At 63.8% G+C, this 15,017-nt stretch carries 13 protein-coding genes; 8 read left to right on the plus strand and 5 right to left on the minus strand.

The window, feature by feature from the left end:
• Positions 1 to 110: 110 nt before the first annotated feature.
• Entirely contained in the window at positions 111 to 1,472 is a 1,362-nt protein-coding gene (locus tag NKJ28_RS27260; protein ID WP_352622123.1) for an LLM class flavin-dependent oxidoreductase, read from the plus strand.
• Entirely contained in the window at positions 1,469 to 2,560 is a 1,092-nt protein-coding gene (locus NKJ28_RS27265; RefSeq protein WP_352619559.1) for a rhodanese-like domain-containing protein, read from the plus strand. Before NKJ28_RS27260 ends, NKJ28_RS27265 begins: the two co-directional genes overlap by 4 nt.
• Before the next feature lie 35 nt (positions 2,561 to 2,595).
• Here NKJ28_RS27265 and NKJ28_RS27270 read toward each other — a convergent pair whose 3' ends face one another.
• Genes NKJ28_RS27270 through NKJ28_RS27290 form a run of 5 tightly spaced genes read right to left on the minus strand, consistent with a single transcriptional unit; the run spans position 2,596 to position 9,002 of the window.
• On the minus strand, positions 2,596 to 3,858 hold the full coding sequence (locus NKJ28_RS27270; RefSeq protein WP_352637670.1) for an FAD-dependent oxidoreductase: 1,263 nt from the start codon (positions 3,856 to 3,858) through the stop codon (positions 2,596 to 2,598).
• A 5-nt stretch (positions 3,859 to 3,863) separates the two neighbouring features.
• Positions 3,864 to 5,084, minus strand: coding sequence for an acyl-CoA dehydrogenase family protein (locus tag NKJ28_RS27275; RefSeq protein WP_352637672.1), 1,221 nt, complete (start codon positions 5,082 to 5,084; stop codon positions 3,864 to 3,866).
• Between the two features lie 16 nt (positions 5,085 to 5,100).
• The gene (locus NKJ28_RS27280) at positions 5,101 to 6,138 is read right to left on the minus strand and encodes an ABC transporter substrate-binding protein (protein ID WP_352621994.1); all 1,038 of its coding nucleotides are present in this window, start codon (positions 6,136 to 6,138) and stop codon (positions 5,101 to 5,103) included.
• Positions 6,139 to 6,147: 9 nt separating this feature from the next.
• Positions 6,148 to 7,332 (minus strand): LLM class flavin-dependent oxidoreductase, encoded by a 1,185-nt coding sequence (locus tag NKJ28_RS27285; protein WP_352621992.1) that lies wholly within the window; start codon positions 7,330 to 7,332, stop codon positions 6,148 to 6,150.
• A 59-nt stretch (positions 7,333 to 7,391) separates the two neighbouring features.
• A complete protein-coding gene (locus NKJ28_RS27290; RefSeq protein WP_352637675.1) occupies positions 7,392 to 9,002 on the minus strand; it encodes an ABC transporter substrate-binding protein in 1,611 nt (536 codons plus the stop codon).
• Positions 9,003 to 9,317: 315 nt separating this feature from the next.
• On the opposite strand from NKJ28_RS27290, the gene NKJ28_RS27295 reads away from it, so the two are divergent.
• From NKJ28_RS27295 to msuE, 6 genes are all read left to right on the plus strand, one after another.
• A complete protein-coding gene (locus NKJ28_RS27295) occupies positions 9,318 to 10,304 on the plus strand; it encodes an ABC transporter permease (protein ID WP_352637677.1) in 987 nt (328 codons plus the stop codon).
• Positions 10,304 to 11,302: an ABC transporter permease gene (locus NKJ28_RS27300; RefSeq protein ID WP_352637679.1), complete on the plus strand. Its 999-nt coding sequence runs from the start codon at positions 10,304 to 10,306 to the stop codon at positions 11,300 to 11,302. Before NKJ28_RS27295 ends, NKJ28_RS27300 begins: the two co-directional genes overlap by 1 nt.
• 2 nt (positions 11,303 to 11,304) lie before the next feature.
• The gene (locus tag NKJ28_RS27305) at positions 11,305 to 12,303 is read left to right on the plus strand and encodes an ABC transporter ATP-binding protein (RefSeq protein WP_352637681.1); all 999 of its coding nucleotides are present in this window, start codon (positions 11,305 to 11,307) and stop codon (positions 12,301 to 12,303) included.
• Positions 12,281 to 13,228 carry an ABC transporter ATP-binding protein gene (locus NKJ28_RS27310; RefSeq protein ID WP_352637683.1) on the plus strand — a complete coding sequence of 316 codons (948 nt, stop codon included), beginning with the start codon at positions 12,281 to 12,283 and terminating at the stop codon, positions 13,226 to 13,228. Before NKJ28_RS27305 ends, NKJ28_RS27310 begins: the two co-directional genes overlap by 23 nt.
• 20 nt (positions 13,229 to 13,248) lie before the next feature.
• Positions 13,249 to 14,304: an aldo/keto reductase gene (locus NKJ28_RS27315; RefSeq protein WP_352623097.1), complete on the plus strand. Its 1,056-nt coding sequence runs from the start codon at positions 13,249 to 13,251 to the stop codon at positions 14,302 to 14,304.
• Positions 14,305 to 14,376: 72 nt separating this feature from the next.
• A complete protein-coding gene (gene msuE, locus NKJ28_RS27320) occupies positions 14,377 to 14,967 on the plus strand; it encodes an FMN reductase (protein WP_352637685.1) in 591 nt (196 codons plus the stop codon).
• Positions 14,968 to 15,017: the final 50 nt, after the last annotated feature.

Here is a 15,017-nt window from a genome sequence, read left to right on the forward strand (position 1 = left end):
TAACCCGATGTCAAAAAACAATAATTGCCAGCTGGCGAAAGGCATTCTTTCACTCAGCGGGTTTGGCAGGCGCTAGATAGGAACGCCCTTTGCGACCAGCCCGAGAACCGCTGATGACTGAAAATCGAAAGATAAGGCTTGGAGCCTTTGTTCGCGGACCGGGCCATCATGTCGCTGCCTGGCGCCATCCCGATGTGCCTGCCAATCCGGGCCTGAGCTTTCAGCACTATGCGGACGCCGCGCGCACTGCCGAGCGTGGCCTGTTCGACATGGTGTTTCTGGCCGACAGTCTCAGCGCGCGCAATGGCGAGCAGCCGATCGAGACCTTCGAGCGCACCGGCCATGTCGTGCATTTCGAGCCGCTGACGCTTTTGTCGGCGCTCTCGACCATCACGCAAGGGATCGGGCTCGTTGCGACCGCCTCGACCACCTATTGGGAGCCGTTCCACTTGGCGCGGCTGTTCGCTTCGATCGATCATCTCAGCGGCGGCAGGACAGGCTGGAATGTCGTCACCTCAGCCGATGCGCCGGCGGCGGCGAATTTCAGCCTCGACCAGCATCCCGTTCATGCCGACCGTTACGCCCGCGCCGAGGAATTCGTCGCTGTCGCGCAGAAGCTTTGGGACAGCTGGGACGACGATGCCTTCGTCGCCGACAAGGCTTCGGGGATCGCCATCGACCGGCGCGGCATCCACGCCCCGAACCATGCCGGCCGGCATTTCCGCGTCAAGGGACCGCTCAACGTCGCTCGCCCACCGCAGGGCCATCCCGTCATCGTCCAGGCGGGCTCGTCCGATGCCGGCCAGCACTTGGCGGCGCGGACGGCGGAGGTGGTTTTCACCGCCCACCCGACCATCGAATCGGCGCGCGGCTTTTACGGCGAACTGAAAGGCCGGCTGGGCTCGTTTGGCCGCTCCGCCGACAGCTTGAAGATCATGCCCGGTGTCTTCCCGGTCGTCGCGCCGACACGCACGGAGGCCGAGGGCAAGTTCGATGCGATCCAGCGCCTGGTCGATCCTGTGGTTGGTGTGGCGCTGGTTTCAGGATTGCTCGGCGGTGTCGATCTTTCCGGCCATTCACTCGACGGACCGTTGCCGGAACTGGGCAGTTCCGATGCCGTGAAGAGCCGCCTGAAAGTCGTTTCCGAATTGGCCGCGAGCCGGAACCTGACCATCCGCCAATTGTATCTCGCCGTTGCCGGCGCGCGCGGCCATTTCCAGATCGTCGGCACGCCAAAGGATGTGGCCGACATGATGGAGGAGTGGTTCGCCGGTGGCGCGGCGGACGGCTTCAACGTCATGCCGCCGATCCTGCCGACGGGCCTCACCGATTTTGTCGACCTCGTCATTCCGGAGCTGCAGCGGCGGCGTCTGTTCCGGACTGCTTACGAAGGCGGGACGTTGCGCGAGAACCTCGGCCTTGCGCGTCCGATCCGTGGCGCCGCTGAACAGCAAGAGAGGAAAGCATCATGAGCGACAGGACGATCGATTCGAAAATGTTTCGCCAATGGCTGGCGGATGGCGAAGAACTGGCGGTGCTAGACATTCGCGACAGCGCGACTGTCGGATACGCATCGCCGCTGTTCGCCACCAACCTGCCCGCGGCTCAGGTCGAGGCCGAGATCGACCGCTTCATCCCGCGCAAATCGGTGCGCACCGTGCTGGCGGACGACGGCAGCGGCGTTGCCGAGCAACTTGTCGAACGACTGGTGGGGTATGGCCGTACCCAGCTGTTTTCGCTGAACGGTGGAATTCCGGAATGGACGCAAAGCGGCGTTGAAGGCCTGCCGACCTTCGATACGCCGGGCGTCGATTTTTCGCTGGCGATCCGCGACGAGAAGGGGACCCCGGTCGTCAGCGTTGAAGAGCTCGCGGTGCTCAGAGGCCGAGGCGCCGACGTGGTGGTGCTCGACAGCCGCACGGTGGCGGAGTTCGAAAAGGACCATGTGCCGGGCGCCATCAGCGTGCCGGGCGCCGAGCTGGTGCTGCGCTTCGCCGACCTAGTGCCGTCACCGGAGACGCAGGTTGTCGTCTCCTGCGCCGGCCTGCCGCGCGCCATCATCGGGGCGCAGACGCTGATCGATGCCGGCGTGCCCAACCGGGTCGCCTATCTGCACGACGGCACCAAGGCATGGCGCGAGGCCGGTCTTGCACTCGAAACCGGCAAGACCGCAATCTATGGTCCGGCAAGCGAGGATGCCAAGCGTTTCGCCGGGAAGCACATTGCAAAGCTTGCCGAAGGCGACAGCTTTCCCCGCATCGATGCGGCCACGGCCGCGAACTGGGCGAAGGACGAAAAGCGGACGACCTACCTGCTTGACGTGCGCACGCCCGACGAGTTCGCCGAAGCGCATATTCCGGGGTCGATCGCGTCTGAGGGCGGGCAGTTGCTCGGTATCGCCTATCGCACCATCGCCGTGCGCGGCGCGCGCGTCGTGCTGATCGACGATCTGCTCGGTGTCCGCGCGGCGACGACGGCGCATTGGCTGCAGCGGCGCGGCTTCGAGATCGCGATCCTCTTGTATGACTTCCAGTCGGCCAGCCTGGTGGAAGCGGCGTAGGGCAGGAGCACTGTCAGGCGATTTTTTCGGGGCCACTATTCGGCGGCTTCCGATTGGCGGCGACGGCCCGCCAGCACGTTCTTCTGCATCGCCGTCAGCGAAGACCGCACGGCTTTGGCGCCGTGCTCCAGCATCTTGGCCTCATACTCCGACAGCGCCTGGAGAAGCGGCTTGTCGCTGCGTTTGGCGGCCATCAGCTCCGGCACCAGCAGCCCGGCGTCGTAGATCGCGGTGTTGCCGCCAAGCGCGCGAAAATAGGTCATGGCGTGGATGGCATCGCCAAGCAACGTCACCGGTTTCGTCGGCCAGGGATCGACAGGTTCGGAGCTGTGGACATGAAGCAGCGCCACCGTCGATGGGTCGGTGTAGCGGATGAGGTTGAGGATTTCCGGGTGCCAGTGGGCGATCTTCGAGATCAGCAGGTCAATCAGTTCTGAACCGGAGAGCTTTGCCAGCGCGTCGTCCGTGGCAAGTTCGTCCTTTTCATAGGCGGTGTTCCACCAGACATAGCTGGTGGTGTTGTTGAAATGGAAACCGGAAAAATCCTTGTGGGTGGCGTCGTCCAGCCCGATCAGTCCATGCTTTCGGAATGCGTCGGCATTGACCCTGTGGCTGGTGACCATAAGCCCATGACCTTCGGTTGGCCTGACGCCGGCATTGTAGTCGAGTAGCAGCGGCGAGATCTGGTGAAGGGCTGCGGCATGCAGCGTCATCTTGCCGGCCAGGCGCCTGACGCCGGTGTCGAAGCTTCGCGCATGCGGCACCAGTTGCTGGCGCACGCGCGAGCGGGCGCCGTCGGCTCCGACCAGCACATCGGCATGGATTGCCGAACCGTCCTCGAAATGCGCGACGACCGAACCATCCGGCTGCTCGTCGTAGCGTGAAAAGACCTTGCCATAGCGCATGATGCCGTCGAGGCCAGAGAGCAGCACCTGGCGCAGCGTGATACGGCTTACCGATTTTTCGATATGCGTGTCGTCGGCCTCGCCCAGCGCGTTGCCGCCGCCCCAGGCATCCTCGCCCAGGATCTTGAAATTCTCGTCCAGCAGGATGTTGCGATCCGGCGCCTGGCCGAGCGTGGCGACCAAAGCGTCGTAGAGTTCCGGCGGCAAATTGGCGATCAGCGAATCGATGCCGCGCTGGCGGATGCGCAGACGAAAACCCTGGACATAGTCGGTGCGGGCGCGGTCCTTCTCGAAGACCGCGACACTGATGCCGTTCTTCTTCAGGCCTTGCGCCAGTGTCAGGCCGCCGGGGCCTCCGCCGATGATGGCGACTTCGACATGTTCTGTTGTCATGGCGCTCAACCGACCGCCGCGAGCTTGGGCTTGCCAGCGGCAATAGCCGGTGTCTCGGCCAGCTGCCGGGCGGTATGGCGGCTGAGCGTCGCCTTGGCGGCGATCGTGCGGATCATGTGGTTCTGCGGTGCGTGGGAACGGGCGGTCAGCGCATCACGGTGGTGGCGCTCAAGCTGGAAATCTCTGTTAAGGCCTGGATTGCCGGCAAGCTCCAGCGCCAGCGAGGTGACGGCAACGGCATTGTCGATGACGACATGCCTGACCGTCATGCCGTCGGTGCCCACAGGCCGGCCGGCGTCGACATCTTCGGCGAGCGAACGCAGCAGCCGCGTGCTGCTCGCAAGCCTGACCTCGATCTCACCGAGCCCTGCCTGGATGTGCGGCACGGTCGACAGCGGCGCACCAAGACTTGCCGGCGCGTGCGTGCTGACAAAGGAGACAAGCCGGTCACGGGCAGCACGGGCGGCACCGTGGTAGACAGCGCCGATCAGCGAAAAGAAGAACGCCGTCGCGCCTTCCTCGCGCCTCAGCGGCTCGGATGCCGGCTGCGCCTCGGTGATGTCTTCGGCAGGAACCGCAACATTATCCAGAATGATGTCGTCGCTGGCCGTCGCCCGCATGCCGGCGGCGTTCCATGTCTTTTCGACGCGCAATCCGGGCGCGTCGGTCGGCACCAGGAATGAAGCCAGACGCGGCTGCGGCTCGTCGGTCAGCGCCAGCAAGTTCACCCATTTCAGAATAGGAATGCCGGTGACGTAGTTCTTGTGGCCGGATATCCGCCAGACATTGCCGTCGCGCCGGGCAATGGTTTCGGGCGGCTTGCCATGGGCGGGCGAGCCAATCCGCGGCTCGGCTTGCGCGGCGTTGATCAAAGCAGGGCCAAGACGGCCGGCCTCGACAATCCGCTGAACCAGATGGCGCGGCCATTTTCCGGATTTCCGCATCGCATACTGGCTGTTGTAGTGCATGGCCAGCACCAGCGCCGTCGACGGCTCGCCACGGCCAATCTCGGCGATCACCGCCTGTGCTTCCGTCAGCCCGCCACCGAAGCCGCCATGTTCGCGCGCCGTGACCAGGCCAAGCAGCGCCGCCTGGTGAAGCCGGTCGAAATTGGCGAATGGGAATTCCCTGGTCGCGTCGTGATGCGCGGCGGTCAGCGCGAGATTGTCGGCAAGGCTGGCCACTCTGTCGAGGAGTTCCGGAAATCCTGAAATCGTGGAGGTCATGATGCTGGCTTTCCTGTCAGGCGGCGGCGCGCGTATCGACCAGATCGAAGGGTCGTCGATCGACCCAGGCCTCGACGTCGAAGTCGCCGGCGAGGAAGCCCCAGTCGCGCAGGAAATCCTTGTAGTGGGAAATCGCGCCGACCAGCTCAGGCTGCAGTCCGAGGCCGAGATGTTTGTGGACATCCGGGCCGTTGGCGGCCAGCACCTGCTCCTCGGTGGCACCGGCTTCGCGGGCGACGAAGCGCCTCGTCTCTTCCGGATGCGCCTCGGCCCAGGCGCTGGCGCGCAGGATGGTCTCGATCAGTCGCGCGACCAGATCGGGGCGTTTCTCGGCCAGCAGGTCATCGACGGTCAACACCCGCGGCGAACCGGAATTGATGCGGATGTTCGGGTCGGGGTGGAAGCCGAATTCGGCGACCTGGATGGCGCCGATCAGATTGGCGACGTTGATGCCGGCCGTGCCCTTCACATAGATGGCGTCGACCTCGCCCCGGATCAGGGCTGCGGCTTCCTCGCCATAGGCCTGCTTGCGCTTGAGGCCGAACAGCGACGGTCCTTCCTGGCTGTCGAGAACGCTGTCGGCCAACGCTATGTCGACGATCTCGACGTCGCCATGGCTGAGGGCTTCGAGCGAGAGGGCCGAGACCAGGCCCTTCAGCGCCGTCGCCCGCATGAAGTCGACGATGCCTTCGGGGCGCCGGGCGATGCCGAAGCGGCGGCCTTTCAGGTCCTGGGTTGTCCTGATGCCGCAACCGGGCAGGGCGATAATTGCCTGGAATTCGTCGGTCCAAGTGATGCCGACGAGACGCGTCTTGCGCCCTTCGGACCGCGCGCGGATCGGCGGCACGTTGCCGCCGTGGCGGAACGACCAGTCGAGCGTGTGGTTGAAATGGCTCTGGCGGATGTCGCGATTGGGCGAATCGATGATCGACTTCAATTCGATCCCCTCCTTGCGAAAGGTCTCGTCGAGAAGCCCGAGCTGTGCGGCGAGCCCGACAGGCGTCGGCACCGGGCAGCGTGTGTACCAGATTTCGGAGATCCCAGTCGCGGTCATGATGGCTCCTTAGGTGTTGCGCAGGCCAGCCTGCTTCATCAGCGGCAGGATGTTCTCGCCGAAGAATTCGAGGTCAGGCTTGAAATCGAAGAAGGACAGCTGCAGGCCGTCAATGCCGGCGTCCTTCAACTTGACGAACTGGTCGACGATCTGTTCGGGCGTGCCGATGAGGTAGATGTTGCCGCCGACCTTGGCGTAGGGGTCGTCGCGGCCTTCGCGTCCTTTCCAGGCCTGGGCGTCGCTGTTGAAGGTCTGGAAGCCTTTCGGCGTGCGGCTGTCGGCATGGGCGACGATCTCATCGGCGACCGCCCAGGCTTCCTTCTCGGTCGGCCGGCTGATGATCAGCGGATTGAGCAGAGTGCGCACGGTGCGGCCGACACCAAGGGCCGCGTCCTTCACTTTCTCCGTATGCGCCGGCAGCGCCTCCAGCGCGCTGGCGATGTCGGAGCCGGCCGGGCTGGTGACGAAGACGATGTCGGAATAGCGGCCGGCAAAGGAAATGCCGGCATCGGAGCCAGTGGCGTTGACCAGGATCGGCCTGCCGTAATTCGGCTTCGGCGTGACGAAGCCGCCATTGAGCTTCCAGCTCGATTCTCCGGAGAAGGAGAAATTCTCATCATCCTGCCACAGCCGCTGCAGCACTTCGACGAATTCGGCGGCGAGTTCATAGCGGCGGTCATGCTCGATGCGGTTCCAGCCGAACATTTCATGTTCGACAGCGCGATGACCGGTGACCACGTTGATGCCCCAGCGGCCGCCGGAGATGTGGTCGAGCGTGGCGCCGAACTTCGCCAGATGCAGCGGATGCCACGGGCCGTAGAGAACATGCATGGTCGAAATCAGCATGATCTTCTTGGTGATCGCGGCCATGGCCGCCACGGACACAAAACTGTCCAGCGCCTGGCCGTTGAAAACGCCGCCATAGCCGCCCTTGGGCAGCCATTGACTGAGCGCGAAGACGAGGTCGAAGCCAAGCTCCTCGGCCTTCAACGTCAGATCGCGATTGTAGTCGAAGCGCCAGTCGGTCGAGCGCGGCAGCGTCGAGTTGGTCCAGCCACCGGCCTGGATCGGCAGGAACAGCCCGAGCAGCACCGGCTGCTGAAGTGCTTTCGACAGCGGGCTGTCCGGATAGTCGGTCGGCGCCTTGAAGAAGGGCGTGCCGACGATGGAACCAGGCTTGTGGGCGAGCGTCATGGCGAACTTTCTCGGGTGGAGGAAGGGAACCCGTGCGAAGGACCGCGCACGGGTCAGGCTCAGGCGACGATATGGGCGGTTGCGAGGGAGCCGGCATTGCCCTCGGCGCCCACCGTGTGACCGGCTATGCGCCTGTTGTAGAGGGTGATTTCCGGTTGGCTGACGATGCCGATGTCGGGCAGGTCCTCGACAAGGATCTGCTGGATCGCGGCCCATTGCTCGAAGCGCTTTTCGTGGTCGACCTCGACGGCGGCCGCTTCAAGAAGTTCGTCGACCTTGGCATTGCTGTATTTCGAACCGTTGGAGAACGGCACGCCGGGCTTGAAATTCTTCGACCAGTAGAGCCGCTGTACGCCTACCGTCGGGTCGAACAGATTGCTCATGCCGTTGAAGGTGAAGTCGAAATCGCGGTCGGTGTAGATGCGCTTGGTGTAGGTGGCAAAATCCTGGCTGCGCACGGTGACCTCGATCCCGACCGCGGCCAATGCCTGCTTGATGTAGTCGGCGCCGCGCTTGTAGGTTTCGCCGCTCGGGACATAGTCGTGGACAAGCTTGAGCCGGGTACCGTTGGCGTCGCGCGGCAAGCCTGCTTCGTCGAGCAGTTTCTCGGCAGTGGCAATGTCGACCGGATAGGTCTTCAGGTCGGCGACGTACCACTTCTTCAGATTGGGGTTGATCGGGCCTGGAATGGTCGCGCCATAGCCATAGTTGATCGTCTCGCGGATGACGTTGCGGTCGATAACATGGGCGAAGGCACGGCGGACGCGAACATCCTGGAAATAGGGTTTCTCCAGGTTGAACTCGACCCGGCTGATGCCATTGGAATACTGATAACCCTGCTTCTCGAAGCCGATATGCGGCAGCGTTTCGAAGCGCTGCAAATCGCTGTACGGAATCGGCGTGGCCGGCGCCAGATCGATCTCGCCTGTCTCCAGCGCCAATGCGCGCGCCGAAGCGTCAGGGATGAAACGGACAATCAGCCGGTCAAGGTAGGGGCGCGGCGCGTCCCAATAGTCGGGATTACGTTCGTAGACGATGTGGCTGCCGCGGACCCATTCCTTGAAGACGAAAGGGCCGGTGCCGACCGGCGCGACGTTGACCGGATTTTCGGCTGCCTTTGTGCCGTCATAGAGGTGCTTCGGCACGATCGGCGTTTCGGCCGCGGCCAAGGCCGTGATCAGGTAAGGCGCCGGCCTCGACAGAACCAGCGTCACGGTCAGCGGATCCGGCGTCTGGATGTCTACAAGGTTGAGGAAGGTGTTGCGGCCGCGCGGATGAACCTCTCTGATCGTGGTGATCGAATAGGCGACGTCGGCGGCGGTGAACGGCTGGCCATCATGCCACTTCACGCCTTCGCGCAGCTTGAAGGTGTATTGCAGCCCATCGTCACTGACCGACCATTGTCTGGCCAGGGATGGGCGCGGCGTGAGATCGAAATAATAGGTCAGCAGGCCCTCGGTGGTCTTTGCCGAGACGTAGACCGAATTGAATGCCGTGTGGGCGATGGTCGTCAGCACAGGCGGCTCAGCCGAGAGCACCAGCGTCGCCATTCCACCCTGTTTCGGCTCGGCGGCGTAGGCGCTGCGCGATGCAGGCAACAGGGTCGCTCCGAGCGCGGCTGCCGAGATGCCGAGGAACCTGCGGCGGTTCGGAATGAGGAAATGAGACATCGCGCCCTAGTCCTTTTTTTGCTGCCGGCCCCGATCGGCCGATCGTCGGCCACCGAGTTGAAAATCCGTTGTTCCAAGAGCGGGCCCGTTTGCGAAAAGATTTGGCCAACCAGCTCCCGCGCTTAAGATTTCATACTTCAAACAGCTAACTTTGTAGCATGAAATAAAATTCTATTCTGCAATGTAACCGTTTGCAGGATAAAATTTCTTAAATCAGGTTTGACAATGTCTATAAATCTTGTCAACTAAAAAGCACGGAACTTTCCGGGAAACAGCAAACCCGCATCGTCAGCCACAGCCGGGACAGCGAAAACGATGTCGACCCTGACGCGCATTGGCAGAACCTTCCGGCGCACCGCCATCCAGGCGGTGCCGACCGTTCTGGGCATCGTCATCCTGAACTTCTTCCTGCTGCAGCTCGCGCCCGGCGATGCCGCCGATGTCATGGCCGGCGAGGCTGGCTCGGCCACTGTTGAAACGATGGCGGCGCTTCGCCAGCGCTTCGGGCTCGACAATCCGCTTCTCGTCCAGCTGTTCAACTATCTCTACAATCTGGCGCATTTCAGCCTCGGCTTTTCGCCACGCTACGGCATGCCGGTCGCCGACCTGATCGGCCAGCGGCTGCCCGGCACGCTGGTGCTGATGGCGGTGACTCTGGCCGTCGCCATTGTGCTCGGCCTCGCCCTTGGATCGGTGATGGCGGTGTTTGCCGGGCGCCTGCCGGATCGTGTGCTCTCCGTTATTTCGCTGCTGTTCTATTCAATCCCGGGTTTCTGGATAGGCTTGATGCTGATCGTGCTGTTTTCGGTCAAGCTCGGCTGGCTGCCGAGCGGCGGCTCGGGAACCATCGGCAGCAACCTGACCGGCCTTGCCGGGCTCTGGGACAGGGCGCGCTACATGATCCTGCCGGCACTGTCGCTGGCGCTGTTCTACGTGGCGATCTATGCGCGGCTGACACGAGCGGCGATGCTGGAGGTCCAGTCGCAGGACTACGTGCGCACCGCCGCAGCCAAGGGCCTGCCGCCGGCCATCATCACCATTCGCCATGTCCTGCGCAACGCGCTGATCCCCATTACCACCATGGCCGGCATGCATGTTGGCGGCATGCTCGGCGGCGCCGTGGTTGTCGAGACCGTCTATTCCTGGCCCGGCCTCGGGCGTCTCGCCTTCGAAGCGGTCATGGGCCGCGATTTCACCGTGCTGCTCGGCATCCTTCTGTTGTCGTCGCTGCTGGTCATCATCGCCAACGCGACCGTCGATCTTCTGCACGCCTGGCTCGATCCCCGCATCGGAGTACGCTGATGGCTTCCACCGATTTCGCCGCGGGCGATGCCCGTTCCCGCCGTCTCCATGCCGATGCCCGCGGGCCCGCGGCAACGCCTGAACCCGAGGCAAAGAGCTGGAGCAATCTCCACGCGCCCGACGCACGCTCCGCTTCGGCAGCGTCGGTGCCGATAGCCGTTGGAGGGCGTGCGCTGAAGGTTTTCCTGCGCAATCCCAACGCCATGTTCGGCGTGGTGTTCCTGTCGTTGGTCGTGCTGGCCGCACTGCTAGCTCCAGTCCTCTATCCGGCCGATCCGCTATCGATGGTGGCGCGGCCCTTCCTGTGGCCGGGCCAGAACCCAGCCTTCCCACTGGGCACGGACTCCATGGGCCGCGATGTGCTTTCCGGCATTCTGCATGGCGCGCGGATTTCGCTGTTCGTCGGCCTGGTGGCGACCGCGCTCGGCCTCAGCTTCGGCATCCTGGTCGGCGCCGCCGCCGGCTACTTCGGCGGCTGGATCGACGACCTGCTGGTGCGCCTGATCGAGATCTTTCAGACCATACCGAGCTTCGTGCTGCTGGTCGTCCTGGTGGCGATCGCGCAGCCGACCGCGCCTGTCGTGACAATGGCGATCGCCGTCATCACCTGGCCGACGGTGGCGCGGTTGACCCGCGCCGAATTCCGGGCCATCCGCGAGAAGGATTTCGTCATGGCCGCCCGCAGCCTCGGCTACGGCCATGCCCGCATTATCTTCCGCGAGATCCTGCCCAATGCGCTGCCGCCGTTGATCGTGACCTCGTCGGTGATGGTGGCGACCGCGATCCTGATGGAATCGGCGCTGTCCTTCATGGGCCTCGGCGATCCCAACGTCGTCAGCTGGGGCTCGATGATCGGAGCGGGCAGGGAATTGATCCGCACCGCTTGGTATCTGACAGCGCTTCCGGGACTGGCGATCGTCTTTACCGTGCTGGCGCTGAACCTGATCGGTGACGGCCTCAACGACGCGCTCAACCCGCGCTTCTCACAGGAGCGATAGAGATGGCGGCTCCTTTGCTCAGGATCGACAATCTGACGGTTCGCTTCCCGAACACTGAGCCGGTCAGCCGGCTGAGCTTCGAGGTCGGTGAGGGCGAGACGCTGGCGATCGTTGGTGAATCAGGCTCCGGCAAGTCGCTGACCGCGCTCGCCCTGATGCAGCTTCTGCCGCGCTCGGCGAAAATACCCAATGGCAGGATCGAATTCGCCGGCAAGGACCTGCTCGGTCTCGACCAGAAGGCTATGCGGAACCTGCGCGGACGCGAGATCGCCATGATCTTCCAGGAGCCGATGACCTCGCTCAATCCGGTGCTGACCATCGGCCGGCAGATCACCGAGGTGCTGACGCTGCACGAAGGCATACGCGGCAAGGCAGCGCGGAGCCGTGCCATCGAGCTTCTCAATCTGGTGCGTATTCCCGATCCGCAGCGGCGCATCGACGACTATCCGCATCAGCTTTCCGGCGGCATGCGCCAGCGCGTCATGATTGCCATCGCCGTTGCCTGCCGACCACGCCTGCTGATTGCCGACGAACCGACGACGGCGCTCGACGTGACCATCCAGGCGCAGGTGCTCGACCTGCTCGATACGCTGCGCCGCGAACTGTCGATGGCTGTCGTGCTCATCACCCACGATCTTGGTGTCGTCGCACAATGGGCCGACAAGGTCGTCGTCATGTATGCCGGCCGCAAGGTTGAACAGGCGCTGCCCGGCGTGCTGTTCAGAACACCCCTTCACCCCTATACGCGCGGCCTGCTGGCGGCGTCGCCGCGGCTGAAGACCAATCTCCACTACCGCGACGCCAGGCTGACGGAGATTCCCGGCAGTATCGTCTCGGCCGCCGGCGAAAAGGGCTGCCCGTTCCGCCCGCGCTGCGCGGTGGCGCGCGACAGCTGCGCCCATTTCGTACCCGCCCTCGTCGAAGTGAGCGAGGATCGTCTAGTCGCCTGCCCCTACAGCTTCATTCCGGAGGTTGCGCATGGCACTGCTCTCGGTCTCTGACCTTTCCACCCATTTCCACGCCCAGGGCGGCACGCTGCGCGCCGTCGATGGTGTATCCCTCGAAGTCGGACGCGGCGAGACGGTTGGTCTCGTCGGCGAAAGCGGTTGCGGAAAATCGACGCTAGGCAAGACCATCATGCGGCTGGTCGACCCGACTAGCGGCAGGATCGAGTTCAACGGCACCGACATCACCGTTCTCGACGCGCGCCGGCTGAAGGCGGCGCGCCGTAATATCCAGATGATCTTCCAGGATCCGTTCGCATCGCTCAATCCGCGCCACATGATCGGCGACATCCTGACAGCACCCCTGAAGGTCCATGGCATTGGCAACAAGGCCGAGCGGCGGAAAATTGTCGAGGACATAGTCCAGCGTGTAGGATTGCCTGTAGATGCTCTCGGCCGCTACCCGCATGAATTTTCCGGCGGGCAACGCCAGCGCATCGGCATCGCCCGGGCGCTGATCCTCAATCCGGAACTGGTCGTCTGCGACGAGCCGGTGTCGGCGCTCGACCTTTCGATCCAGGCGCAGATCCTCAACCTGTTGGTCGACATGAAACGTCAGCTCGGGCTGTCCTATCTCTTCATTTCGCACGATCTGTCAGTCGTCCGCTATTTCGCCGACCGGGTGCTGGTCATGTATCTCGGCCGCATCGTCGAAAGCGCCGACAATTCGACGCTGTGGACCTCGCCCCAGCATCCCTACACGCGCGCGCTGATGGATGCCGTGCCGGACCCGTCGCGGCGCCGCCAGGCCGCGCCGATCCATGGCGATCTGCCGAGCCCGCAGAACATCCCGAACGGTTGCCGCTTTCACACGCGCTGCCCGCTGGCGACGGATCTATGCCGTTCGCAGGAGCCGGCATTCCGGGCGATCTCGCCCGGACACCACGTCGCCTGCCACTACGCCGAACCAACCCTCAATTGAAAGTTCAACGGAGCAGAAAAATGTCCGATTACCGTTATCTTGGCCGCAGCGCCCTGAAGGTTTCGCCGCTCAGCCTGGGCACGATGATGTTCGGCGGGCCGACCGAGGAGACGGTCGCGCATCGCATCATCGACAAGGCGCGCGAGCAAGGCATCAACTTCATTGACACCGCCGACGTCTACCACAACGGCAAGTCCGAGGAAGTCGTCGGTCGCGGCATCAAGGCGACGCGCGATCATTGGGTCGTGGCGACCAAATTCGTCAACTCCCACGACAAAGGTCCCAATCTCGGCGGCCATTCGCGCAAATGGGTGATCCAGACCGTCGAGAACAGCCTGCGCCGCCTTGGAACAGACTATATCGACCTGTTCTACTTCCATCGTGCCGTCTTCGATGCGCCGCTGGAGGAGCCGGTGCGGGCGATCGCCGACCTGATCCGCCAGGGTAAGCTACGCTATTTCGGCGTGTCCAACTTTCGTGGCTGGCGCATCGCCGAAGTCGCGCATCTGGCCGATGAACTTGGCATCGACCGGCCGGTGGCCAGCCAGCCGCTCTACAACATCGTCAACCGCACCGCCGAGGCCGAACAGCTGCCGGCGGCCGCCTATTACGGTCTTGGCGTCGTCTCCTACAGCCCGCTGGCGCGCGGCGTGCTGACCGGCAAATACGAGCCGAACCAGGCGCCTGCCGCCGACACGCGGGCCGGCCGTGGCGACAAGCGCATCGCCGAGACCGAGTGGCGCCCGGAATCGATTGAGATCGCCAGGCAGATCGCGGCGCACGCAAAGTCACGCGGCGTCTCGGCCGCCGATTTCGCGCTGGCCTGGGTGTTGAACAACCGGCTGATCACGGCGGCGATCGCCGGCCCGCGCACCGAGGAACAGTGGGACAGCTATGCGAAGGCGCTGGACTTCAGGCTGAGCGCCGAGGACGAGGCCTTTGTCGACCGCCTCGTCACCGCCGGCCATGCCTCAACGCATGGGTTCAATGATCCGAGCCATCCGGTCGAAGGCCGCGTGCCGCGTTCGGAGCCGGCCGCGCCGATCCCGCTGACACGGCCTCTGCGCGCCGCCTGACGGTCGCCGACGAAATGGCGGGGCCGGCGCCCCGCCCCCGTTTCCAATTGCTTTGGACAGATGAGAGAGCCCATGAATTTCCACGTCGAACGGCTGCGCCAGAACATCGTCGTGCTTTCGGGCAACACCCACAGGCCGTCGAAGTCCCGGACGCTGGCGCATCATCTCGGCGAGGCGCTGCGCGAAAGATTGTCTGTCACAGTAAATTTCCTCGATCTTGTCGATGCCGGCCGTGGTCTGGGTGCTGCGTTTACTCGAAAGGAATTGACGCCGGAGGCGCTGGATGTGGTGGAGGCTGTCGAGCATGCCGACGCGCTGATCGTCACGACGCCGGTCTACAACGGGTCCTATGTCGGCCTCTTCAAGCATCTGTTCGATCTCATCGATCCGCTGGCACTCGTCGATCGGCCGGTCCTGATCGGCGCGACGGGTGGTGGCCAGCGCCATGCATTGGTGGTCGAACACCAGCTCCGCCCGCTGTTCGGCTTCTACTCGGCGCTGACCGTGCCAAGCGCCGTGTACGGCAGCGACAGCGATTTTTCCGATGGCAAGCTTGTGGATCCGCTGGTCCTGGCGCGGGCCGGGCAGGCCGTGGATCAATTCGTTGCCCTGCTTTCAGCGCGCCAGCCGAAGAGCCAACCGGTCCGGGCGGCTTCGGGCTGACGGATATCGGGTTCGAGCAGGTGCCGGATGCCTTGGACGGCCAAATAAGC

The organism is Mesorhizobium sp. M0145 (assembly GCF_040322355.1).
GTDB lineage: Bacteria > Pseudomonadota > Alphaproteobacteria > Rhizobiales > Rhizobiaceae > Mesorhizobium.